Source organism: Nostoc sp. JL23 (assembly GCF_017115065.1).
In the GTDB taxonomy this organism is placed as follows: domain Bacteria; phylum Cyanobacteriota; class Cyanobacteriia; order Cyanobacteriales; family Nostocaceae; genus Nostoc; species Nostoc punctiforme_A.
Genome location: NZ_JABXKN010000067.1, coordinates 53,475 through 79,613, shown reverse-complemented (window position 1 = coordinate 79,613; position 26,139 = coordinate 53,475). Strand labels below are relative to the sequence as shown.

Below are 26,139 nucleotides of genomic sequence, written 5' to 3'. Positions count from 1 at the left end.
GGTTTCGTTGATTTGGAATGATTGGTTGATTTCCGCCATGTTGTACTAGGGCTGGCGACTACTGGGGAGGAGTTTTCAGAAGTGGTAGTTTAACTGTAAACGTCGCTCCTTGTGCTGTACCTGGGCTATCTGCGTGGACAGTACCGCCATGTAATTCTACTAAATGACGGACGATCGCTAATCCTAGTCCTAATCCACCATAGATTCTAGTGCTAGAACTATCAGCTTGACGAAAGCGATCGAAAACGTAAGGAAGAAAATCACGACTGATACCAATGCCTGTATCAATCACCCGAATTTGGGCATATTTATCTGTTGTCTGTTGTTTTTCTTGTCCATTGACTACTGACAATTGCACCTCTACCCTTCCGCCAACCGGGGTGAATTTGATGGCATTGGATAGCAGATTCCAAATAATTTGTTGCAAGCGTTCGCCATCCCCAGAAACTAAATATTGAGAATTTTCACCCAGTTTACTGTCCTGTGAATGTTGATTGGTTTGGGATTGTGCTGCTGAAAATTCGAGATTTTCGTGATTAACTCTTAATTCCCAATCTGAATTTCGCGTTTCTTTTGAGGGACTCAGGGAAAATCTCAAATCGATTTCCTTGGATTGGGCGGCTAAACTAACAGTCTTGATGGCTGACTCAATGATGGGAACCAAATTACAAGTACTGACATCGAGGTGTAACTTGCCTCTAACCATCCGCGATATATCTAGCAAGTCTTCAATTAGCTGGGTTTGCGCTTTGGCGTTGCGCTCAATTGTCTCCGTTGCTCTAGCCATTTGGGTATCACTAAGCTTGCTTCGTTGCAGTAATTGCGCCCAACCAAGGATGGCATTGAGAGGCGATCGCAATTCGTGGGATAATATTCCTAGAAACTCATCCTTCATCCGGTTGGCTTCTTGTAACTGCTCAGTTTGTTGTTGCAAAGAAGCAATTAAACTAGCCCGTTCCATTGCGATCGCTATTTGGTCGCATACTGCTTGCATCATCCCTTTTTGATTGTCGGTGAAGCTCAACAGAGTGCGGCTGCCAAAAGAAAGAGTACCCAATAACCGTCCTTGGGCAATCAACGGATAACCATAATAAGCAGTAATCCCTAAAGAACGAATCAATTCTGTTTTCGGGTCAATTGATTGCTGCACATTCTCTAGAGCAATTGCATAACGCTCCTGGGCGACAGTCCCACAAACCGCTTCAGCAAATTCCAAGGACTCGATTTGCTTTGCTATCTCCTGGGAAAAGCCGCTGTAAGACTCTAGCCGCATTACCTGAGAGTTATCCTCAACCAAATAGTTAAAGTAAATATCTAAACCAATTTGGTCTCTTAGTTTTTGGTAGACGCTATCGATTAGTGCTACTGGTTGCTGACTCGATAATAAATCGTTGGCTGTGTCAAATAGTAGCTTTAGCCTTTTGTAACTTAATGAGAGGGCTTTTTGTGCAGCCTTGAGGTTGCTGATTTCTTGGAACACTAAGATACAGGTAGCCGGATGACCGTGCATTGCTGGTAAGGTATCAGCAAATACTAGTAGAGAGCGCACACCAGCCGGAGTGTGCCAGTCCACTTCCAATCCATTCAGGCGTTCGCCACGGGCAACCCGCACTCCTGGCATAAGTTCATTGGGGATGCGATCGCCAGCGGCATCTGTATAGTAGTAAGCTGTGTGATAATCTTCGGCGGGTATACCTTTGGGAAATTCGCCCCCAGCTAATTCATCAGCAGAGCGATTCGCAAAAGTTACCCGCGCCGTTCCTGGTTCGATAAACAGCAACGGTCTTGGCATCATATTTAACACATCCTCTAACCATTTTTGCTGATTTAGGAGTACTTCCTCTGCCTGTTTGCGCTCCGTAATATCTAAAAATGCACCAACGCTTCCTCTAGTTTTCCCCTCTTCGTCAAACAGGGGTGCAACGTACTCCAACAGGTTGACGATTTTGCCATTTTGATGGACGACATCGAGTTCACAATTGAGAACCTCGACACCATGAGCAGCAGAATACTGCATTGGAAGTTCTTCTGTTGAAAGTTCCCTTCCCTCGCGGTAGATTTTAAAGCTTGTCGGTTTTTCGTCCAAGGGAGCGTTGAGAGAACCATTTGTATCTGACGATATCCCCAACTGTTTGGCAAAAGCAGGGTTGACCTTGATATTTTGGCATTTTGGATCTTCGGCAATGCCTATTCCGATGGGAATTACCTCCAACAAAGTTTGTAATTCAGTAATGCGGCGCTGTAGATTCCTGTTTAGTTGTAATATTTGTTCCTGGGTCTGTTTTTGCTGGCTGATGTCGCGAGTCACCGTTGCTAAGGCAATTAATTGACCTGTGTTTTTATCTGTAACGGTGAAGATGTTGTAATCAACTGGTATCGGTTGACCTGTTTGGAGATGCCGGAAGCAGAATTCTCCCTGCCAGCGCCCTTCTGATAGCACAGTCGGCAGTATATATTTTTGGAAATAGGCTTTGTCTTTGGGCATGAAGTAATCTAATACTGCTTTTTGCCTCACTTCATCAAGGCTAGCAAGACCTACCAGCTTTTGACCTGCATCATTTATGTAGAGTAATTGACCTTCAAGGGTGGCGATGCCGATAAAATCAGAGCTATTTTCTACTACCGACACTAATTTTTGTTGCTCTGCCTCTGCTTGCTTGCGTTCGCTTAAGTCGAGGATAAAGGCTACTGACTCTTCCCGGTTTTCTCCTAGCAGCACGTAACCAACTAAAACCGAGATGTGGCTACCATCCTTGCAAATATATTCTTTCTCGTAGGGCGTACAAGTAGCGTTGGTATTTCCTTGGGCTTCGGCAACACCTTGCTCATCCAAGTATAGATACTCTGGTGGTGTGATATTGCTCCAACTTAACTTACCTGCTAACAAATCCTCCCGCGTGTAACCAATCATCCTCAGAAATTCGTCGTTTGCCTGCTGGATACCGCCATACACGTCGCCAAACAGAATACCGATGACGTTAGAATCTACAAAACTCCCTAGTTTAGCTTCGTAAGTTCTCAGTGCTTCTTGAGCAAGGTCGCGTTGATAGCTGAGGCGTTCAATAACCCTGGCACTTTGCCAAATCAAAATAGTAAAAATTACAATCAGAACGATCGCAAACACCGATACTGCAAATGCCGGATCGTATTGTCCTGCTCGTTGCCCTTCAACAATTACCCACCCTAATATAAAAGGTACTGCGATCGCGGCAACTAGTAAACGACGTGCAAGTAAGCCGCCGTAACTATCACTTGTAACTACCCTCATTAAGCCATATTCTGCCCGCGCCCACAGAATACCCATACTTAGCAAGAGGAACAACACCGCTGTATGTAACGCCATTGATGTTGTATAAGGGGCAAGTCCGTAGAGAACTTCCACTTGGTAGGCATAGCCCATCAGCACCTGAAAGGAAATTAAAGTAGCAATCAGAGCGATAATTTGGGCATACCAATAACTGCGATGGGTTGTTAGATGAATCAAAATCTGTAGGGCGACACTAATCAGTATAAAGTTCAGTGCTGTGTTCAACCCCATTCGCCCCGGATGCGATGTCGCTATACTAGTTGGCGAATCACGAAACACCAGTTCGTCAATGCCAAGATTCCAGCCAAACAGATATTGACAGAGGGTAAGCGCCGCAATTGTGGTGACAGCTATTGCACAAACCTGAGAGATTAGAAGAGTGAGTGCGGGCAAGGGAACTGTGGAACTGTGCGGGTAATTTTGAGTTGTTCTTTCCCCCCTACTCCCCCGCTCCCCTGCTCCCCTGCTCCCCTGCTCTCCTGCTCCCCTGCTCCCCTGCTCCCCTGCTGTTAAAAATAGCCACAGTGACACACCAGACAACACAAAACAAACCGCTGTGTTGACTTTCATTGTGGCAGGACTGCCAGGGAAGCCGCGCTTCAGAACTTCAATGCCAAGACACCAGCCAACTAATACCAAGCTACCAACAAAAACAGCGATCGCACTTGCGACTCTTGCCACAAGTGCATTTGTAGAAATTTTAAATCTATCTTGCAGCCGCAAGCGGTTAATCTTTAACATTGAGTGTTCTCTAACCGCATCTATCTAGCGTAGTAAACTTACGTATTTCTCACGATCTAATCATTGATGCTCTTTGTATTTTAGGCTACACTTTGTTTTATTTTTCATCTACCTCTATGCATATTTTTTCTTGCATAATTTAAAGTAGGAAATAATGGTGGCTTAAAAATCACCTTTGCGAGTATTTCAGAATTGTAGGCTATGTCGCTTACCATCATCTTGAAACCGTTGCTCTCCAACCCCAACAAGTTCTACAATCACTTCTCGCGTTGGAGGTGTCCACTTTCCAACTCTTGCTGCAATTTCCACTACTGTTTGCTTTGCCTGAGTAAATACACGGATGTTTGTTAGTGAGAAGTTATTATCTTGATACTTGCTTGTCTGTCCATCATCTTCAAATAACTGATATTCGTTGTTACCAGGCCAAATTCGTAACCGAATCTGGTCGAGTGGCGATTCATCAACGTATTGGCTGACCGGCTGCATGGGAACGATCGCACCGCTACGAACGTACAGTGGCATTGTTTCTAGTGGTGCATGAGCAAGAATGTGAATCGGGCCTTCATAGCGATCGCCACTCCACCAATCATACCAAGTGCCAGCGGGTAAGTAGACAGATCGATGCTCAACTCCAGGGCGGTAAATTGGTGCAGCCATCAGCGATGCACCTAGCAATACTTGATCGTAGAGGCTATAGGTTTTCGGATCGTTAGGGAAGTGGTACAATAATGGTCTTAAAATCGGTGCGCCCGTCGTTGCTGCTTCCCAGAAAAGACTATAAATATAGGGAAGTAATTGGTAACGTAGATTAATGTATTCTCGACAGATATTTTCAACGCGATCGCCAAATACCCAAGGTTCATGACGAGCAGTAGACATTGCCGAGTGACCGCGCATCAATGGGTAAAGCATTCCTACCTGCATCCACCGAGCAAATAATTCAGCTGTAGCGTTACCAGCAAACCCGCCAATATCGCAACCCACAAATCCCACACCCGAAAGTCCAATGTTACAAAGCATCGGCAGAGACATTTCTAAATGCTCCCACAACGATTGGTTATCCCCCATCCACACAGAAGACCAGCGTTGCACACCAGCATAACCCGATCGCGTTAACACAAATGATCGCTCTGAACTTCGATGCCGCTGTAACCCTTCATAACAAGCTTTAGCCATCATCAACCCATACAAGTTATGCACTTCTGTATGAGTGGAGGTAGGTAAATTCTCCTCTGCCCCCCTGCCCCCCTGCGGCGCATCTAGGGGAAACCAAATCTTTTCCCCATCATCGCCGAAAGGGCGATCGTTTATGGCAGGTTCATTCATATCATTCCAAATTCCTGCCACACCAATATCAGTTAGGCTTTTGTGTAAATCAGCCCACCAGTTGCTCACATCAGGACGTAAAAAATCAGGAAAAACAGCTTTCTCAGGCCAAACGTAGCCGTGGAACAACATACCATCAGCTTTACGCATGAAATAGTCGTTTTCTATGCCTTGGTCAAAAACATGATAATTACCTTCTGGTTCATACTTCACACCAGGATCGATAATTGTGACTGTTTTAAAACCATCCTTTGCTAAATCACTAATGAGTTTTGCCGCATTGGGGAAGCGTTGAGGACTCCAAGTAAACACTCGATAGCCCCGCATATAGTCAATATCCAAGTGAATAACATCGCAGGGAATGCGGCGTTGACGAAATTCCTTTGCTAGTTCCCGCACAACGTTTTCTGATTCGTAACTCCAACGGCATTGATGATAACCCAGCGCCCATTTCGGCGGTAATGGCATTCTCCCAGTTAGCTGAGTGTAAGTCTCCAGGATTTGGGCTGGTTCGGGGCCGTAGATAATGTAATAATCCAATTCACCACCACGAGTTTCCATCTTCCAAATACCTGGTTGTTCAGCACCGATATCGAACTGACTCCAAAAAGTGGTGTTAAAAAAGATGCCATAGCCTACCTGCGGGCGCAAAGCCATAAAAAATGGAATTGCCTGGTACATTTCATCAGTCAGTGAATCATAATCTAGAGCATCCGTTGTCCAGTTGGTTTTCACTTCGCTGAGTTTATCCAGAAAGCCTGTGCGTTCACCAAAGCCATAGAAATGTTCATCGGCTGCAATTTCCTTCCACCCTGCAACTGCGCCCATCCGCCAACCTATCCCCATCTCTGCATCTTGAGCAAAGGGACGATTAGCTTTGTCAAAATAGGCGATGCGACATTTTTCCCGCTGAACGCACACACGAATCTGTTCTGTTTCAATTTCGACCGTTGCTTCAGTTTCCCGCACTGCAAAAGGTGTTATTGCCCATTCTGAATCATCCAACGTCACTGCCCAAGAGCGGCGAGGCATAAATTCCCCAGTCGGTGTAAAACGCACGCGGATTAAATTCGGAGTAAGTATGCTGATGGTAAGGTGTGAGTCGCCACAGTCAAGATTAACAATATTATTGTTCCAAGTTACAGATTTTACATTGCTAACAGTTGTCCAAGGTTGGTTAGTTGTGGGTAGTTTTCCGAAATATTGCGGCATATCAGTTATTCAGCAGGTAAACACTTGTCCGCATTCATGATTACAGAGATACTCAGCCTCAAACTCTTTCTTTCGCTAGAAGTTGGTGAAAGATAAGCAAATATTTTTTACCAAGATTATTTTTGTAATGTGCAAACTTGTGCATTGGTCTTACAAGACGCGATAAATCGTGTCTCTACATCAGGGTTTAAATTGGATAATTTAAACGAATTTTCTGGAATAGGCTAATGTAGTAATGGAGATTATTTACTGTAGTACATAAGGAGGACGAACTATGACTAAGTTGCTAGCAGTCCGGGTTACTTTGACCATCCCAACTCAAAGAACACAAGGCGCAGAGATTCTGTTCAGTCCTCGTTTCTACAGGAATGAAAACTAGAATTCACAGACATTCTGGTGCGGGGAGTTCTCCTGCATAGAAGTGTCTTCCTCTGTGTAACCTTGTGCAAAACAAGTAGCACACATCGAGGAAACATCAATGAATTTGGATTATTTAGGCTGGAGTGACTTTTTTGCTCGCAGCTTTGAACCCTATCGCTTACAAGGATTTAGCGTTGGTAGGGTTGCCATTGAATACAGAAATACTTACACCCTCTATAGTGAACAAGGGGAACTTTCAGCAGAAGTTTCAGGTAAATTGCGGCATCAGGCTTCTCAACCACAAGATTTTCCCGCCGTTGGAGATTGGGTTGTGATTAGTGTCAGAGAATCTGAAGGACGAGCCACTATCAACGAGATTTTACCCAGGAAAAGCAAATTTTCTCGCAAGACTGTGGGTAGTAAAACAGAAGAACAAATTGTTGCAGCGAATATTAATACAGTCTTCTTAGTCTCAGGATTGGATGGCGATTTTAACCCAAGAAGAGTTGAGCGTTATCTCATTCTAGCTTGGGAAAGTGGTGCAAATCCGGTAATTTTGTTAAATAAAGCAGATTTGTGCAACTCTCTAGAAGAGTATTTAACCCAAGTAAAAGCAGTTGCGTTGGGTGTACCAATTGTAGTTTTAAGTGCCACCAATCATCAAGGATTGGATGCCTTAAAACCTTACTTGCAACCAGGACAGACAGTTGCTTTGTTAGGGTCTTCTGGTGTTGGTAAATCCACCATCACCAACCAACTGCAAGGTGCATCTGTCCAAGTTGTGCAACCAGTGCGGCAAGGTGATGACCGAGGTAGACACACGACAACTCATCGTGAATTGATTTTGCTCTCTACTGGCGGATTAATTATTGATACTCCAGGAATGCGGGAAATCCAAATTTGGGCAGGTGATGAAGGTTTGCAAGAAACTTTTGCAGACATCGAAACCTTGGCGCAAGAATGCCATTTTCGCAATTGTCAGCATAATAACGAACCGGGTTGTGTCGTGCAGCAAGCATTGGCTGAGGGACAACTTGATTATTCCAGGTTTCTTAGCTACCAAAAGTTACAAAAAGAACTCGACTACCTGACCCGCAAACAAGACCAGAGAGCGCAATTAGTTGAGAAAGAAAGATGGAAGAAGATTCATAAATCTATGCGAAATCATCACAAGCGCTAGTACCGCAAGGCGGAATTAAAAATTAAATTCGTGACATAGTTATTCTCAGAACTCTGACAATAACCATGTCAAAAATTACTCTTTAATTTTTTCGAAATATGTATCAAGCGTTAAGGAAAAACCGAGGTAATATTGCGACTACATAAGTATATAAAAGTAATTCTCATAGCCTCCTCCACGAAACAGTGGGAAGGGTTCTAAGAACAACTAGTAAGGGCTGCACCACATTGCTCTTTCCTTGTCAACCAACCCTTAACACCTTGATATTCGACCTGCGCCCAATCTCCCTGACAGCCTAACAATTTGACAGCCGTATTAGCAGGAATTCTTCTCAGTTTTTGGCTTTTTTGACTGCTACTAGCATAGAAATCCACACCATTAGTACCGTAGCCCCGCGTTGTTAAGCCTAACTTTGGCACAAATACCCATCCAGTTCCTTGAAAACCATTGCTAGCATTAGTAATCTGCACCCAATTTCCAGCAGCAGCAATAACATGAACTGTTTCGTTAATGGGTATTTGTCCTATAATGATGTTATTTGCACTTGCACCACTGCGCACATTTAACCCTTGGGAATCTGTATCGGTGACGTAGGCAACAATATCGCACTTTTGAGAATTACTTGATTTCGCTAAACTTATTTCACTAGCTATACCAGTATTGAGTATCACACTAATACAACTGAATGCCAATCCGATCGCTAACTTTGATGCTGGATTTTTCACTTTTTTTGTCATAATCTCTTCAAGTTTCTGGCATCAGTACCCAAGCCTGGAGTCTTATGGATATCTCCGAATATACATAAACAAATTATGGTTAACTTTGTAACGTAGTTCTATCAAAGAGATTTTAGTACTGTAATAACACTTTTAATTTTACAAAATTTAGTCCTGCGATATCTACGACGGGCGACACCTACGCTAATGGATAAAACACAATGACATCATTGAGTATTAAAATATCAGTATAGTTAACACCAACGGTAATTTCAAATTTCGACAAAGATTTATTAAATTATATGAATAATCAAATACATTCCATATCAGATAGCATAGTACAAGAAATTAATAATCTCGATAATGTGAGTATTTTAGAATTAGACAAGGAAGAAATTATTAATTTATTTAAGGCTAATGGAATTTTACTTTTTAGAGGATTTGATGTTGATGTTGATATTTTTAAAGAATTTACCAATCTCTTGAGTATCGATTTTATAAATTATGCTGGTGGTGCATTCAGTAGAAGGGTAATTAATGGAGATGAGACTCTTTTAAGCGTTAATGATTTTAAATCTGAGATTAAGTTGCACGGAGAAATGTATTATCAGCAGAATATCCCACTTATGCTGTGGTTTTTCTGTGCTAATCCACCATTAGAAGATGGTGAAACTACGGTATGTGATGGTAGACAATTTTTTAATGAAATTAGCAGTTCAACCAAAGAGTTATTCAGTAAAAAGAAATTAAAATTTAATGTTCGGATATCTCAAGAAGACTGGCAGAAAAAATACCAAACAGATGATTTGAATCAGCTAGAAGAAATGTGTCGGAAAAATAATACGCATTTGACAGTAAATGAGGATCAATCGATTCTGCTTGAATACATTTCTCCAGCTATTATCCCTAGCAGATGTGGAAAATATCAGGTATTTATTAATAGTCTATTGCCCACAAAGCAGTTAAACCCAAAGATTATTAATTTTGAAGATGATTCAGAAATTCCTGAAGAGGTTGTATCTGAACTGAATGAGATTGCTGAAAAAATAACCACGGAAATTTCGTGGCAAAAAGGCGATATTTTAATGATTGATAATACAAGAATACTTCATGGTAGAAGGTCTTTTGCTGACGATCAAAGAGATATTTATATCAGGCTATGTTCTCCAGCTTTTTCATTTTGAGATTTGATTACAGTAGGTTTCATTTGTTTAAATAATATCTGTCGTAAGATATAGCCTTGCTGTGCTATTACTGCATTATCTATCTATCACACAATACTTTTAGTTAATGGTTATTGGTGTAGATAATTGGTCTTTCAAGACGCGATTTATCGCGTCTCTACATTAGGGTTTTGTTGCTCTATCTAAACTGTATTTATCTATAACAGGTTACTTCATATCATAGCCAAACAAATTTGGGTCTACTTCTCCTAACTGCAACTCTGCTAAACCATATTCCGCCCATCGTCTCTCAACCATCGCCGCCACATCTGGGTCGGATTCTAAAGGCGAACCCCATTCATGGTTTGTTTCCGGCGGAATCTTTGTAGTTGCATCAATTCCCATCCGTCCACCTAAGCCAATCTTCTCACTGGCAAAATCCAAGGTATCAAAAGGTGTATTTGGCAGAATAAAGACATCCCGCACTGGGTCAACTTTGGAACTAATCGCCCAGACAACTTGACGCGGATCGCGAATATTTATGTCTTTATCCACCACAATTACAAATTTGGTGTAAGTAAATTGTGGTAAAGCACTCCAAAACGCTAAAGCCGCCCGTCGCGCTTGTCCCGGATATGCTTTATCAATGGAAATAATTGCCGCTTTGTAACTCAAAGCTTCCATTGGCAGGAAGAAATCGACAATTTCTGATACTTGTTGCCGCAGAATAGGTGTATAGATGCGATTTAGTGCGATCGCCATCATCGCTTCTTCTTTGGGTGGACGACCGCTAAATGTTGTTAAGTAAATCGGATTTTTCCGGTGCGTCATACACTCAAAGCGGATTAACGGCGAATCTTCCACGCCGCCGTAATAACCCATGTGGTCGCCAAAAGGCCCATCTGGTAAAACTTCTCCTGGTGTAATCGTTCCTTCCAAAACAAATTCGGAATCTGCGGGAACTTCCAAATCTACAGTTTTACATTTCGCCAACTGCACACCAGAACCACCGTAAAGTCCAGCAAACAGCCATTCTGATAAATCTACAGGGATGGGTGTAGCTGCTGCCATAATAATTAGAGGATCTACACCAAGTGCGATCGCAACTTCTAATTTCTTCCCACGTTCGGCTGCTTTTCGCAAATGCCTCGCCCCACCCCGCACCGATAACCAGTGAACCGTCATCGTATTTTTAGATTGTAGTTGCAAGCGATACACACCTACATTTGGAGTACCCGTCTCACAATCCTTGGTAATTACTAGTCCTAGCGTGATAATCTTGCCAGCATCACCAATATAAGGACGTATCAAAGGCAACTTATTTAAATCTAAATCATTACCTTGAAGCACAACTTGCTGACAAGCGGGGAAAAAGTCTCGTCCTGGTTTCGCTTTCACCACATCAAACAGCACTTTCCCAAAATCTATCGCCTGGGAAATCTTCTTCGGCGGTTTTGGCTGTTGCAGCATACTTAATTTTTTCCCCAGAGTTTCCAACTCCTCTGGATGCTGCATATTCATTGCCCAGCAAATCCTTTCCACAGTTCCCATCAAATTCACCGCTACCGGGAAGGAAGCGCCTTTGACGTTTTCAAACAACAACCCTGGGCCACCTTTTTGCAGCATCCGGTTGGAAATCTCAGCAATTTCCAAGTCTGGGTCAACTAAAGCAGAAATTCGCCGTAATTGTCCTCTTTCTTCCAAAATTTTAATGAATCCCCGCAAGTCTCTCGCCATTGTTCTAATAAAGCTGATTATTTAAGAAGTGTGAAGCGCTTTCTTATATTATGGGGCATTGGGGATTGGCCATTGGGAAGAGGCAAAGAAGAAATTTGTTCAATCATTCTCCTTTGCCCCCCCTATTCTCCCCATTGGGGAAATTGTTGGTTTCAATTCAATACAGTTCAGATAGAGAAACAAAACCCTTATGTAGAGACGCGATTTATCGCGTCTTGAAAGACCAATTATCTACATCGAATAACTCTTAACCCAAGCCTATTGGGTTTTAATTGAAAATTAACCTATTTAGTAACTTTTCTTAACTGTGTTTTCCAAAGTATTTAGTTATTGTATCTAGGGATACGCAATTATTTTTTACAAATAAGCGTTAACCCGATCAAACATGGCCAGAATATACTATACCTTCCTGGCAGGCGGGCTTGTTATATAGTCCCTGCTGGGTTTATTTATTACAAGCTTTAAGTTTTTTCTAAATTTTCGTGAGTTTGCGTTAGCGTAGATCAACTCAAACATTTTTCCAACATCATTGAACTAAGAATCCTACACTTAAAAGGTGTGAAATATTCAAGTAATAATGTTGACTTTACCAGTGTCAATATCGTAACAAGCACCAACAATTTTTAGTTTACCTTCACCGAGCAATTTAGCTAAAATAGTTGAGCTTTCTTGCAATTTTTCAGTTTGATACTGAATGTTAGCTATAACTGCGTCTTGCATATTATCACCCGTTCTGAACTTTACCCTTTCTACAGATGGTTTGATGCCTTCAATAATCAAACCAATTCTGCCAGGAAGTGGTTCGTTTTTGATTGCTTCTGCTACTGCACCGCATCTTCTATGACCCAAAACCATAATCAACTGCGAACCCAATACTGCTGTAGAATATTCCAGACTACCTATAACCGTGTCACTGACAACATTACCAGCAACTCGCACGACAAATAAATCTCCAAGTCCTTGATCGAAGACAATTTCCGCAGGTACTCTTGAATCTGCACAGCCCAATATGGCCGCAAAGGGATACTGAGCTTTCGCAACTAATCGTAAGTGTTCTAGTGATTGATCGGGATATTGACGTTTTTGATTGATAAATCTTTGATTACCATCAAGCAAGCGTCTGATGGCTTCATTCGGACTGATTGAATTAGGGTTAACTGGGTGAATATCAGCAACAGCAGTTTGCTCTATATTCCAAAAGCTATCACCAAAAGTAGTAGCTGCAATACCTACAACACTGGCGAATTTCAAGAAATTACGTCGCCCGACAAATCCATTAATTCGACTCATCAATCTACCTGACAACAACAAAGCTGTTCCCAAGAAGATATCAGGCTTAAGTAAGATGCAAGAGTACCTGATTACACGGTTTAAGAGTCATTTAATATTCGCATGATTTAGAGTGATTAAAATCCAATACAATTCAGTTAATACAAGGATATTATCTTTCAATCTATTAGTCAGTATTGAGACGATACCCCTAGCTATTTAAGAGGATGTTTGAAAAGTATTGGGCGAATATAATTAGGTAATACACAAATTTTCGTCCACGTCCGTAGACTAATCTAAAACAAGGGTTTTGTCTGTGTAGCCGCGATTTCCAATTGCCGAGGTAGTAATAAATTAAACTTTTCAAACAACCTCTAAAAGCGTAAGCGTAGCTCCTCTAGTGTTTGCTTCCTGATTCACTCAAGCACAAAGCTCTGTTCTTACATTCATTGTCAAAAGCTTGTAGTTGACTGAAATTGGTTCTCTGACTAATGATGTACTTTTTCTAGTCAAATTTAAAGTACTCCTATCTAAACTCAGGTTAGGCATCTCTTGCCAGCAGTGACGGCAGAACCAGTAGGTTTCTTGTAAACGAATGTGACGAAGCATTTGGTTGGAACAGCAAGGGCAGTTTGTCATATAATTATTGTTTTATTAAAAAAGTTAAACACAAACTAGTAGTTCGCTCTTGGCTTCACTACCAATAGCTTTAATTTATAAACAGAAAATAAAGAACTAATAAAGAAATGAAAGGAGTTAAAAAGCTTTAGAAAATATTAACAATTACTTGATTAGCGGAGAGTGGCAAGAATCGCAGGCATCGCTCACTCCCTAATATTTCTCGGTTAAGGGGAAAAAGAGAAAGAAAAAACCTTTAACCCAAACCCAGTACCCTTTTCCCAAAACCCGATTTTGAATTAAAAATGCACAAAGCGAGAAGTATTGGCTCACTCTCTAAGAGGATGTTTGAAAAGTGTTTAACTGTGATTTTAATCACCCCCCTTAATCCCCCCTTGTAAAGGGGGGAAACCAGAAAATCCAGTCCCCACCCCTTTATAAGGGGAGGGTTAGGGAGGGGTAAAAAATATTTGATACATCAATCACGACTTTTCAAACATAGTCTAAGACAGTTGATTGATACAAGAACGATTACGCCCGTTTGCTTTGGCTTGATAAAGGGCTTGATCTGCTGCCTCAATCAAATCCAAAGGAACCATATTGGGTGTTGGAATCACTGTGGCAATTCCGATACTCAAGGTGACGTGATGCTTCACAGGCGATGCCGCATGGGGAATATTTAGCTGTTCTAGAGCTTGATGAATTTTTTGGGCAACGTAAAAAGCCCCATCACTAGCAGTATTAGGCAAGATGACAACAAACTCTTCTCCGCCATAACGAGCAGCTAAATCTCTAGAACGTTTGACACTTTGTTTAAAAGCTTGGGCAATAAAGCGCAAACAATCATCTCCGGTCGCATGACCATAAGTATCGTTATATTGTTTAAAATAATCAATGTCGCATAAAAGTAGTGAGACAAAACCTTGTTCTCGTAAAAGATATTGCCAGACCGAATTAAGCCGATTATCAAAACATCGGCGATTGGCGATTTGAGTTAATTCATCTACCATCGCCATATTTTCAAGTTGGTGGTTGGCACGCTGCAATTGTTGATAAAGTTCTGATTGCTGAATAGCGATCGCTAACTGGGTTGCCAATTTCTGAAGCAGTTCATTTTCCCAAGGTTGCCACTGACGCGAGGCGCTGCAATGATGAGCAACCAAAAGACCCCAAAGGCGATCGCCTTGTAAAATTGGTACGACTAGCTTGGCTCTGACTTGCAACTTTTCCAATAACTCGATATGACAAGGAGAAAATCCGGCGGTGTAGATGTCTGGAGTGACTCTAAGTGTACTTTCTTGATAGCACTGTCCCTGTGTTTTGACAAAATAGTTGTCTGTAATTTCCATATTCAAAATCGATTGCCAACCTGCTGCTACAGACTCCGTGACAATTACACCACTCCAATCTGGCTGAAAGCGATAAATGATAACGCGATCGGTTTGCAGAAAATGCCGAACTTCAGCAACAGTTGTATTTAAGATTTCATCCAAATTTAAAGACTCGCGGATGTGTTGAGCGATCGCATAAACCATGCGTTCCCGTTCTGTTTGCTGTTGCAGGGCAATTTGTGCCTGTTTGCCAACTGTGATATCTGTAAATGATGCGACCACCGCAGATGGTTTTGATTCATCAGATTCAAACAGTGGTTGAGAATTGATTGAAATCCAAGTCAAGCTGCCATCAGGTTTGTGAACTCCCATAATCACATTAAATTGGGGTTTTCCAGTGCGTAAGGTGACAATGGCGGGGTGAGTTTCGCCTGGAAAAGAACTACCATCTTCATGAATAGCTTGCCATCGCGGATCGGTGGAAGTTCGCCCCATCATTTGATCGGCTGTTAACCCTAAAATTTTTTCGGCACTGTCATTACAGGTGGTAATTCGCCCATCTGATTGCTGGAGGACAATACCTTCTGCCATCGCTGTAATTACAGAACGATAGCGTTGTTCGCTTTCTCGTAGTGCTTCTTCTATACGCTTGCGTTCAGTAATATCAGTATGGGTTCCTAGCATCCGTAGGGGAAGACCATTTTCTGCGCGGCTCGAAATTTGACCCCGATCTAGAATCCACTTGTAGGTTCCATCTTTGCACTCGATCCGATATTCACTGACATATTGCTGGGTTTCGCCGCATAAATGCTTGCTAATCTCTTCGTAAACCCTCGCTTTATCATCAGAGTGAACCCGTTGTTCCCATTCACTGAGAGTATTTCCAATTTCATGCTCTGCAAACCCTAACATTTCTTTCCATCGTCGGGAAAAAAAGACTTCGTTAGTTTCAGCATTCAAGTCCCAAACTGCGTCGCCATTTCCTTCCAAGGCATACTGCCATCTTTCTTCACTGGTTTTGAGTGCGGCTTCGATTTGTTTACGTGGGGTGATGTCTTCAAAAATGTATAACCGCCCAAAGTATTGATCGCAAGTATCTCGAATTTGGCTGGAACAACGGCGAATCGTTCGCCCATCGACAAATGAGATTTCATCCTCAATCATGCAACGATTTTCTTCAGACTGCAACGGTTTACAAGATTCGGCAAATGCGGGGACATCGGCAATTAAAGGTATACAGTCAGGAATGATGTCATTATTTTTTAAAGCACCCAAGCGCATTTGAGCTTCTAGATGTTCAATGCCCCATATTTTACAGAAGTGGTGATTGAAATAGAGGATTTCATCGGTGCGATTGTCAACAACAAAGAATCCCAGCAAAGAATTTTCAGTCATAGAACGCAGTAAAGCTTCCCGCCAACGCAATTCTGATTCTGCACGCTGGCGTTCTTGTAGTGCAGCTTTTTGCTTGGTAATATTCTTTTCGTTGACGAGGATGACGGAGTTACCCGTTACCGGATCGCGAGTGCATCGTATATCTATCTCATGCCATTGAATCCCCTCAGTGGTCAAAACCTGAGCCTCTGTGCTGAATATCTCACCGAAATGAATCGCTTTCATCGCTTGTTGCGCAACATTAGGATCAACAAAGTGACTCAGGAAAATATTCTCAACTGACAAGTTAGGGTGCAGGGTATCCCGATAACAACGAAGAGCTGCCGGGTTTTGCATCAAAGGTACACCATCCATTGTGTAAAGCGAGATCATGACTGTGGTGTGACGTAGGGCTTCAATCGATCTCAGCGTTTTGCGATCAATCTGATTGATAAATTCTGTTGTTGCTTCAACCAGCATTGCCATTCGCCCTTGTTCAATTTGAATTCCAGAAAAGAGACAGCGAACAGAAACAGGTTTTCCTTCTGGGTAAAATATCCAGTTTTCAGTGATGGTTTTCCCTTGCTGAAATTCTTGCAAATAGCTTTGCATTCGAGTGTGAGTAGACTCGGAAATATCACTGAAGTTGCGATTGAGCAATTCCTCTCTACTTTGAGCATTCCAAATACGCACAGCGGACTGATTTGCCCACCACATATGCAAGTTTTGAATATCATAAATCCAAATTGGAGTTTGTAATCGGTCAAATGCAATCAAGTCTGCAACTGATATATTCTTCGGCAATGCTGTTCTTGTTATGATGGACTCTCTAAAATTCTTATACAGAGTTCTTTGTATTGACGTCAACTTCAACTTTGGCTGAACCGTCAAGTTTTTCAGGTTTTGATTTAGTTGCGGCGTTAGGTTTTGGCTGGATGTACTCAGTTCAAATGACTGATGAATTTGATCGGACAGTATCCTAATTTGATTGAGGATTTGCTTTAAATCAATTTTACAACCCGATAGACGATTGAACAGCATAGTAATACTATAATAACAGTCTATGTATATACACTTATTTAATGTAATATTATATTTTGGTATCTGATTTTATTCTAAATTACCCAAAACGTTAAATTAAATTCAAGCTTTAACTTGCGTACTGCAATTTATCGCAATTTTCATTTGAATGAGATACACACTAGGGATCTGTGCGTCCCTACGATTTTTTTGTACTCAAAGTAATTACAAACCCTGCTATATATTCGATGTTTTACCCATTCTTGTTTAATCTTTTAGTCAAGTAAAGTCCCAACCCAGCAATTGAGCAACCTGAGCCGGGAGGGTAACTGGATTAAAGGGTTTGGGAATTACACCTGCGACTTGATACTGTCGCAAAATTTGCGAATCCAACCATCGCGCTTTTGCACTGAGCAACACTACAGGAATAGCTTGAGTTTCTGGATGATTTCTTAGTTTATTCATAAATTCAAAACTAGCTAGATCGCGGATTGAGATATCTAATAAAATCGCATCAGGACTATGGTGTACTGCATTCTGCAATCCTTCTAATGGAGAATCTGCTGTCACCACATTCCAACCAGCTAAATCTTGGAGGCAAAATTTTACTATCTCACGGACATGCAGTTCATCATCAATGAGCAATATTGTTTTGCCGATTATATTTACCTCCTCTAGCACGTTCATTTTATTTCATATACCTTTTTGTTACAGATAAAAATCTTTTATCTGTAACCAAGAAAGATAAATTACAAAAATAAAAAACTAATAAAGATATAGATTTTGTTACACAACTTAAAAATTAATCGTCCCACCCCAGAATCTGAGTAACTTCGTTGCAAATAGAGGTGGGTTCAAAAGGCTTGGTGATAATCCCAGCAATTCCCATCTGGGCGAAATGGGCGCGATCGCTTCCTTGGACTTTTGCTGTTAAAAGAATCACTGGTATAGCTTGGGTTGTGGAATTTGCCTGAAGTTTTTCGTAGACTGCAAAGCCGTCCATGTCAGGCATAGAGACATCAAGCAGAATGGCATCAATAGGTTCTGTCTGGGCGATTTTTAGTCCTTCTGACCCTGATGCAGCTGTCAGGGTGTCCCATCCTCCCAAGTCTTCTAAACAAGCTTGCACTAATTCACGAATTCGTTCTTCATCATCCACAATTAACAATTTTTTAGTCATTTGTCATTTGTCATTGGTCATTTGTCATTTTCTTATTCTCCCCTGCCTCCCCTGCTCCTCTGCTCCCCTGCTCCCCTGCTCCTCTGCATAATTTCCCGGCAATGGCAGAGTGAAGAAAAACGTGCTGCCAACACTAAGAGTACTTTCAGCCCAGATTTGCCCACCGTGCCGATCAATAATACTACGACAGATTGCTAATCCCAAACCTGTGCCGCCTTTGGTGCGAGAATCAGAGGCATCTACTTGCTGAAATCGTCCAAAGATTGCTTCTAATTTATCTGCTGGGATACCTCGTCCTCGATCCGCGATCTGGAATAGTACGCGGTCTGTTTGCTGTTGGACACTCAGGGTAATAGTAGAATCGGCAGGCGAGAATTTAATCGCATTACCTAACAAATTAGTAAGTGTTTGCACAATGGCATCAGGAGCCGCCCAAACTTGAGCATTGGTAGGGTGGATATTAAAAGTAATATTTTGCTGATTGGCGATCGCTTGCACTACGGCTACTGCTTGTTGAATTAAATCAGACGCATTGCAGGTGGTTTTTTCTAAGACAGCTCGATCCGATTCTAAGCGTTCCAAATCGAGAATATCGTTAACAAGACGCACTAAGCGATCGCTATCGATGGCTGCAATCTCAATCATCCGCTTGAATTTGTCTGGTTTTCTGTCGTAGATACCAGTTTGTAGTAAGCCCAATGCTGCCCGAATTGCAGTTAAGGGAGTGCGGAGTTCGTGACTAACAATGCCAATAAACTCACTCTTGATCAGATTAATCTGTTCTAGTTCAGTGATATCTTCGGCAATACCAGCAATCCGAACTAACTCGCCTAGTTCATTTTTGATCGGAAATGCGCGATCGCGAATCCAACGGATTGAACCATCAGGGCGGATAATCCGATATTTTTGATCGTATTGCCCTTTTCTAATCTGTTCAATGAGTTCAATTTCGACGCGCTGGCGATCTTCTGGGTGAATTGCATCTAACCAATTTGAATAGTTGTGATATAAGTCTTCACAACTTCTTTGCCAGATGGTTTGGTATGCATGGCTCACATATAGAACTTGCTGAATTTGATTATCGGTCATCCAAAATACTGCTTGGATGTTTTCTGCCAGCTGACGAAATTTTTCTTCGCTGTCGCGTAAAGCATCTTCGATGCGTTTGCGTTCAGTGATATCTTGGTGAACCGCAACCAGAACGTTGCCGTAGTCGGGATGCCTGAATACAGAAGTCGTCGCACTAGACCAAAATGGTGTACCGTCTTTTTTAACATTTTGGACTTCATAGGTATCTTCACCATTTTCTAAAACGGCAGATAAAATGGCTCGACTTACATCTTCAGCAGTTACCGATTCGGTGACGTAGTTGAAAATCGAAACGTGCTGACCATTTAGTTCACCAGAGTCATAGCCAAACATCTCCTCAAATTTCGGATTGGCATAGACAATAACGGAATTATCAGCTCTGATTAAGCAAATGCCTTCTGCCATATTTCGGGTAATTACAGCCTGAAGCTCCAACTTATGCGCTTGTTCTAAAAGTGTGAGTTGGGTTTGTTGCTGCTCGTTCACTGTTTTTACTAAGCGATCATTCGTCTCTGTCAGTTGTGCAGTGCGTTCTTGCACCCGTTGCTCAAGTTCGGCATTGAGTTGTTGCAGGGCAATTTCTGCCTGTTTGCGCTCTGTCAATTCTGTCTGCACCTGTTCAAACAAAGCTGCTTGCTGGATAGCAATGCTTACCTGCGCTCCTAACTGCTGTAACAGAGCAATTTCTGAAGATTGCCACTCACGAGGAGCCGCACATTGATGAGCTGCCAGTAATCCCCACAATTCACTTCCCAAGGAAACGGGAACGACCAGATTTGCCCTCACCTGGAGACTTTCCAAAAATTCAACGTGACAGGGACTAATTCCGGCAGTATAAATATCAGCTTTCGCCGTGACTAAGCCTTGTTTAAAGGGTTCGACGTTCTCTTCACCAATGCAAGGGTCATGAATCTGGAGTGGTAAAATCGGCATCCATTCTGGTGCAACAGACTCAACAATCGTAGTTCCACCCCAACCTGGATAAAATTGGAAGATAGTGACGCGATCGCACTGTAGAAATTGCCGCACTTCATCGACAGTAGTTTGCAAGATATCTTGTAAATTGAGCGATCGCCGGATGCGTTGGCTGATCTCCATCACTAAGCGCTGTTGCTCAAATTGATGTTGCAGGGTTTCTTGTGCTTGTTTGCGCTCGTCAAGAGCCATCCGCAGTTGCTCGGCATTTTCTTGAGCCAATTTTTGGCTAAGTTGTTTAATCTTTTGTCTGCTGTGCTGAAGATTGCTAGTGATCAGGTTAATACTTAAAGCAACCAGTAAGAAGATACTTAACCGCAATAATTCTTGTGGTTGATAGATTAAGAATTGATATCGCGGAAGGATAAATAAATAATCAATTGCCAGTGTCGAAAGGATAACTGTAACAATCCCTGGTCGAAAGCCACCATACCAACTACTCACGATGATAGCTATATAAAAAAAAGCACCAAAAGTTCGAGATATAAATGGTTCTAACCAGAGTGAGAGTAGCAGGGCGATCGCAGCTGAACCAATAGCCACACCGTAGGCTAATAATCGCTGATAATTTCTGATCATGCTTGACTTTTCCCTGGCTGAGAGCGCCAACGCGTTCTTTGAATGCGGCTCAGTACCCGTGTCACGAGTTCTGGCCCTAGCACTGGCTTGCTGATAAAATCATCGGCTCCGGCAGCAAAAGCTTGCTGAAGAAATTCTGGTTCAATATGGGCTGTAACTACTAAAATCGGTAAATCTCCCCACTGGGCATCCTGGCGCACGACTTTGCACAACTCTAACCCGTTCACTATCGGCATTTCTAAATCTAGTACTACCAAGTCTGGAGATGTTGCAATCAGCACCTTCCAAAATTGCTGTGATTGGGAGAGGGTGATTACTTCCAGCCCCCAAGGAGTTAGTAACGCCGATAATCCAGCCAAGATTACAGGGTCATCGTCTACGATTAAAACTTTGGCTTCGGAAGTTTGAGGTTGAGGTAAGACACGAGCGATCGCCTGAAAAATCTCCTCGGTTGTCGCCGGTTTATGCAAAAATTGTCTAGCTCCTAAACGGGATACTCTCAGTCGATCTGCCAAGCTATCTCGTCCTGTAAAAACAATTACTGGGATGTTTGGCGATCGCTCTACGATCTCGCTCAATAATATTAATCCGTCTTCCTCTATTTCTGTAAAACTTAAATCCAGTAAAACAGCGTCAGGAGCTTTTAAGGAAAAAAGCGATCGGGCGGTTGCTAAGTTTGGTGCTACTTTTATCCTGATTCCCCACGAATCGGCTTCTGCCTGTAACTGCTCCGTCAGCATAGTATCATCATCAATTACTAACAACCGATGAGTTTGCTTCATCGGGACGTTTGCAGCAGTGGAAGTGACAGCCGGCTTGGTTAACTCTTGCTGTAATGCTGTTACCAGTTGCGAGAAATTAGAGATTTGCTCTGGAGATAGCAAGGAATCTTCAAGCAGCAAATGCTCTATTTTCCGTGCCAGCCGGGAACCCTCTGGATAACCGAATGACCCCATTGAGCCTGCTAGCTTATGGGCTTCACGCAATGCCCTCTGCTGTAAATCTTCATTTAAATTCCCTGCCAAGAGTGCAGTTTTTGCTTGCTCCAGCACTGCAACCTGTCCCACAAAGGAATTACGGAATCGCTCCAGCACCCGATTTACAGAAGTCATATCTTTGGGGCCGGGTTTTTTCTTCCCGTCTTGATTCGTTTCCATGACAAAGATGGAGCGATTAGGTGCAGGCTTGAGGCGATAACCCATGCCATATACCGTTTCTAGAAATTCTTCTGTCAGACCTACTGGTTTGAGTTTCTTTCGCAAGTCTTTAATATGAGTCGAAACTGCATTTTCAGTCGGTGCATCATCAAATCCCCAAAGCCGATCCAGAATCACTGCCCGACTAAAGATCCGATCTGGGTTTTGCAAAAACAATTCCAGCAGTTTGTATTCTGTGGCTGTGAGGGGAATTTCCTGCTGATTATAAGTTACTCTCCCGGCACTTTGATCTAAACAGAGATTTCCCCAAGTTAACGTAGATGATGAGATCGCCCCATTGCGTCGTAATAAAGAGCGAATTCTTGCTAGTAATGCTTCTGGATCGAAGGGTTTGATAACGTAATCATCTGCTCCGGCATCTAACCCCGCCACAATATCTGCATTAGAATTTTTCCCTGTTAACAACAGAATAGATTTACGGTAGCCTTGCGATCGCAGTTGCCGACACAAGGTAATCCCATCCAGTTTCGGAATTAGCCAGTCCAGCAAAATCAACTCATATTCAGTCGATAGCGCTAGTTCTAATCCAGCTTGTCCATTGCTTGCGATGTCGATAGTATAACGATTTGCATTCAACAATTCAAAGAGTGCTGTACTCAGTAATACGTCATCCTCTACCAACAAAATTTTCATAAGTCGTATCAAAAGAAGATGCTTATCGCACCTTCGCGATCGCCGGACACATTCTCTGCGTGGTCAAACTTTTGATATAATTTTAATATATTGTTACAAATAACACAACAATGTCCGTGCATTTGTACTATATATTTTCTGTTTGATTTCTAGCCAGTTGTGGTGAAGCGGTGACGCTTGTGCTGCATCCACCTTAAGGTGGTTTGGAGAGCGTGAACGTCAACAACTGGCCATTGGGTGGGATTTTGAGACGGGAATTGATCCCTTGTAGAATTTTCTCAATGTCCCTGTAACCCTGTTGATATATAAATTAAAACTGCAACAGAAAAACTTTGGATGCCAAATTGCCAAATGCACTCAACACAATAGACATCTTGCAAAAGTAACTTTAACGCTATATATATTAGGAGGATCAGCTAGATTTGCAATCATACCTTTTATGAAAAAAGTGAAGGTTTAAAACCTCGCCCGCAAGTGGCGCGAACGCGAGTGCGTCTCGTAGAGAAAGAATGCTTGTTTCCCCAAGGTAGCTAGAAACCCCACCCCTTGTGGGTAGCTGAATTGAATTTTGAATTTTGAATTTTGAATTTTGAATTTTGAATTTTGAATTTTGAATTGATTCATGGTAGTTCTGCACGAACTTTCAGATTTCATCGACTGCGATTTTGTGATCGCTGAGTCATCTTGTAGCTATTGGTACGAAGGGCGTTGTCTGCAAAGTGGCAATCGCCTAAAATTACCCCGCACTTCAATGTCCGAAGCGATCGCTCACGGACTAATGCAACATCTTGCCAACAATGACTATTATTCTCGTGAAGGTAAGATGTATGGAATACTATTAGTTGAACTGCCTAATGGCGAACAACGGGTACTAAAAGCTTTTTCTGGTCTTTTGAATGGTTGCAGTGTGGTTGAGGGCTGGGTGCCACCAATTCCGGGAAGAGATGAGGTTGCTTTTGAGGAAACCCGTACTTTGGCTGAGTTGGACGCGATTAAGCAAGAAATTATTACCTTAAAGCAACTAACCGAACGCCAGCAATATGAAATGCTGTCTAATGACTTTGAGCAACAGTTACAAGCAATGAGCGATCGCCATCGCTATTGCAAACATCAACGACAAGAAAAACGTCAGCAAATCTGCAATACACTCACAAAAGAAGCCCTTGAACAACTCGACGAAGAAAGTCGTCAGCAGGGAATTGAGCGACGACAACTTAAACGCCAGCAAAATGCCATATTACAGCCCCTACAACAGATAATTGCAGCGGCGGATGCGCGAATTAGTGAACTGAAACAACAGCGTAAAGCATTGTCGCGTCAATTACAAACTCAGATGCACGCTAGCTACAGCCTGACTAACTTTTCCGGGCGATCGCAATCATTGCAAGAATTGATGCCAGGAGGTTCGCCCACTGGTACGGGTGACTGTTGTGCCCCAAAGCTGTTGCATTATGCGGCAACACATAATCTCAAACCCTTAGCAATGGCAGAATTTTGGTGGGGTGCATCTTCCGTAAATCAGGATAAAATTCCGGGAGAATTTTATGGAGCCTGTGCCGAGCGATGTCAGCCATTAATGGGGTTTTTGCTCTCAGGGTTAAGACCTAACCCCCCAGCCCCCTTCCCTGCAAGGGAAGGGGGAGTAAGAAGCCCCTCCCCTATCAGGGGAGGGGTTTGGGGAGAGGTCACTTTACCTATTATTTATGAAGATGAATGGCTGATTGCTGTCAACAAACCTGCTGGGCTACTTTCGGTACCTGGTCGTTATCGCGATCGCCAAGATAGTGTCTTGAGTCGCTTACGTAATTTGTTAGCTGATGGTATGGCACTTGTATCTGTGCATCGCTTAGATCGAGAAACTTCTGGGATTTTGTTGTTAGCACGCGATCGCCAAACCCATCGGCAACTCAGCCAGCAGTTTCAGCAACGCCAGGTTCACAAGGTTTATGAAGCCATACTTTCCGGTGTTTTGACAGTTGAGCAAGGTAAAATTGAACTGCCATTGTGGGGAGATCCTGAAAATCGCCCTGAGCAAAAAGTTGATTGGCAGCAAGGTAAACCCAGCTTGACACACTTCCAGGTAATGGCGAGAGAAGGAGACTACACCCGCGTAGAATTTACGCCACTAACAGGACGTACTCATCAGTTAAGAGTTCATGCTGCTGATACGCGAGGACTTGGGATAACTATTTTAGGCGATCGCCTTTATGGATGCCGTGCAGTTACTAGTCGGTTACATCTGCACGCCAGAGAACTTCGCTTCGACCATCCGCAGTTAGAAAAAACCCTGCATTTACAAGCAATTACGCCATTTTGACGAGTCATATTACAGCAGATTTCAAGTTGGTGAGGTACACAAGCTAAGTCTGTTACCTGTTTTACTCCTGAATTCTGCTGTATATCAGCTTAATTCCTTGAAATCCCAAGAAACCCAAAGAGGTAAAACTAAGCTTTATCTCCCCTAACAGCTAGCCTATTGCTTTTTAAATTTGTATGTGATAATTTCTGCTTGTAGTTAATTCAACGGTTATCCGACCGATTTATAGTAGTTACAGAAATTAATATAACTGCTAAGAGGCTTCCCAATAAAAATATCCAACTAGAAATGATTGTGAGACACCCCACAAAATTGGATGATTTATTCCTTGGAAATAACCAAATGAGCGTTAAAGACGAGAGTTATGGAGTTGATCTCTAGATTCTCATTCTTGTGTTCTCCTTTTATAAAAGTAGCAGGGGAGCAGAGGAAAAGTTGCATACAGTACGTTTTTCCCCTCTGCCCCTCTGCTCCCTGCCTCCTGTGCCCAGTCCCCAATCCTAATCTGGCGATCGCAAATCTAAAATTCAAAATTATATGACTAAAGTATTCATTCTCGATGCAAACAAACAACCGTTATATCCAGTACGCATCAGCCATGCTAGGCTGCTATTGTCACAAGGTAAAGCTACTGTATTCCAGCGATATCCTTTTACTATCATTCTGAAGGAGTCCCTTTCTCATCTAAAACTTGAGCAACTTGGCTTTAAAATTCATCCTGGTATTAAAATAAATCGTAATTCGTAATTCGTAATTCGTAATTAGTTAATCTTAGTCGCCTCCTAAACAGAGGAA

The 26,139-nt window shown here is 42.4% G+C and carries 14 protein-coding genes; 4 read left to right on the top strand and 10 right to left on the bottom strand.

Going from position 1 to position 26,139, the window contains the following annotated elements:
* Positions 1–58: 58 nt before the first annotated feature.
* Both HWQ42_RS13650 and HWQ42_RS13645 read right to left on the bottom strand, forming a co-directional pair.
* Positions 59–4,048 carry a PAS domain S-box protein gene (locus HWQ42_RS13650; RefSeq protein WP_292812810.1) on the bottom strand — a complete coding sequence of 1,330 codons (3,990 nt, stop codon included), beginning with the start codon at positions 4,046–4,048 and terminating at the stop codon, positions 59–61.
* Between the two features lie 186 nt (positions 4,049–4,234).
* Positions 4,235–6,586 (bottom strand): TIM-barrel domain-containing protein, encoded by a 2,352-nt coding sequence (locus HWQ42_RS13645; RefSeq protein WP_292812807.1) that lies wholly within the window; start codon positions 6,584–6,586, stop codon positions 4,235–4,237.
* 478 nt (positions 6,587–7,064) lie between these two features.
* Between HWQ42_RS13645 and rsgA the strand changes: the two genes are divergently transcribed.
* A complete protein-coding gene (gene rsgA / locus HWQ42_RS13640; protein WP_292812805.1) occupies positions 7,065–8,126 on the top strand; it encodes a ribosome small subunit-dependent GTPase A in 1,062 nt (353 codons plus the stop codon).
* A gap of 197 nt (positions 8,127–8,323) precedes the next feature.
* Here the strand turns inward: rsgA and HWQ42_RS13635 are convergent, their stop codons facing one another.
* Positions 8,324–8,863 carry an SH3 domain-containing protein gene (locus tag HWQ42_RS13635; protein ID WP_292812803.1) on the bottom strand — a complete coding sequence of 180 codons (540 nt, stop codon included), beginning with the start codon at positions 8,861–8,863 and terminating at the stop codon, positions 8,324–8,326.
* 281 nt (positions 8,864–9,144) lie between these two features.
* On the opposite strand from HWQ42_RS13635, the gene HWQ42_RS13630 reads away from it, so the two are divergent.
* On the top strand, positions 9,145–10,026 hold the full coding sequence (locus HWQ42_RS13630; protein WP_292812800.1) for a TauD/TfdA family dioxygenase: 882 nt from the start codon (positions 9,145–9,147) through the stop codon (positions 10,024–10,026).
* 207 nt (positions 10,027–10,233) lie between these two features.
* On the opposite strand, the gene HWQ42_RS13625 is transcribed toward HWQ42_RS13630, so the two are convergent.
* The 7 genes from HWQ42_RS13625 to HWQ42_RS13590 form a co-directional block, all read right to left on the bottom strand.
* Complete coding sequence (locus HWQ42_RS13625) at positions 10,234–11,742, bottom strand: UbiD family decarboxylase (RefSeq protein WP_292730731.1); 1,509 nt, start codon at positions 11,740–11,742, stop codon at positions 10,234–10,236.
* Positions 11,743–12,309: 567 nt separating this feature from the next.
* Positions 12,310–13,032, bottom strand: coding sequence for a carbonic anhydrase (locus tag HWQ42_RS13620; protein WP_292812798.1), 723 nt, complete (start codon positions 13,030–13,032; stop codon positions 12,310–12,312).
* 1,100 nt (positions 13,033–14,132) lie between these two features.
* Positions 14,133–17,138 (bottom strand): diguanylate cyclase, encoded by a 3,006-nt coding sequence (locus tag HWQ42_RS13610; RefSeq protein WP_292812793.1) that lies wholly within the window; start codon positions 17,136–17,138, stop codon positions 14,133–14,135.
* Between the two features lie 495 nt (positions 17,139–17,633).
* Positions 17,634–18,041 (bottom strand): response regulator, encoded by a 408-nt coding sequence (locus HWQ42_RS13605; RefSeq protein WP_292730725.1) that lies wholly within the window; start codon positions 18,039–18,041, stop codon positions 17,634–17,636.
* 115 nt (positions 18,042–18,156) lie between these two features.
* Complete coding sequence (locus tag HWQ42_RS13600) at positions 18,157–18,534, bottom strand: response regulator (RefSeq protein WP_292812791.1); 378 nt, start codon at positions 18,532–18,534, stop codon at positions 18,157–18,159.
* A gap of 24 nt (positions 18,535–18,558) precedes the next feature.
* Complete coding sequence (locus HWQ42_RS13595; protein WP_292812789.1) at positions 18,559–21,177, bottom strand: PAS domain S-box protein; 2,619 nt, start codon at positions 21,175–21,177, stop codon at positions 18,559–18,561.
* Entirely contained in the window at positions 21,174–23,027 is a 1,854-nt protein-coding gene (locus HWQ42_RS13590; protein ID WP_292812786.1) for a response regulator, read from the bottom strand. The genes HWQ42_RS13595 and HWQ42_RS13590 overlap by 4 nt, the downstream gene beginning before the upstream one ends.
* Positions 23,028–23,649: 622 nt before the next feature.
* Between HWQ42_RS13590 and HWQ42_RS13585 the strand changes: the two genes are divergently transcribed.
* Both HWQ42_RS13585 and HWQ42_RS13580 read left to right on the top strand, forming a co-directional pair.
* Positions 23,650–25,344 (top strand): pseudouridine synthase, encoded by a 1,695-nt coding sequence (locus HWQ42_RS13585; protein ID WP_292812784.1) that lies wholly within the window; start codon positions 23,650–23,652, stop codon positions 25,342–25,344.
* 537 nt (positions 25,345–25,881) lie between these two features.
* Entirely contained in the window at positions 25,882–26,091 is a 210-nt protein-coding gene (locus tag HWQ42_RS13580; protein ID WP_292812782.1) for an RRXRR domain-containing protein, read from the top strand.
* Positions 26,092–26,139: the final 48 nt, after the last annotated feature.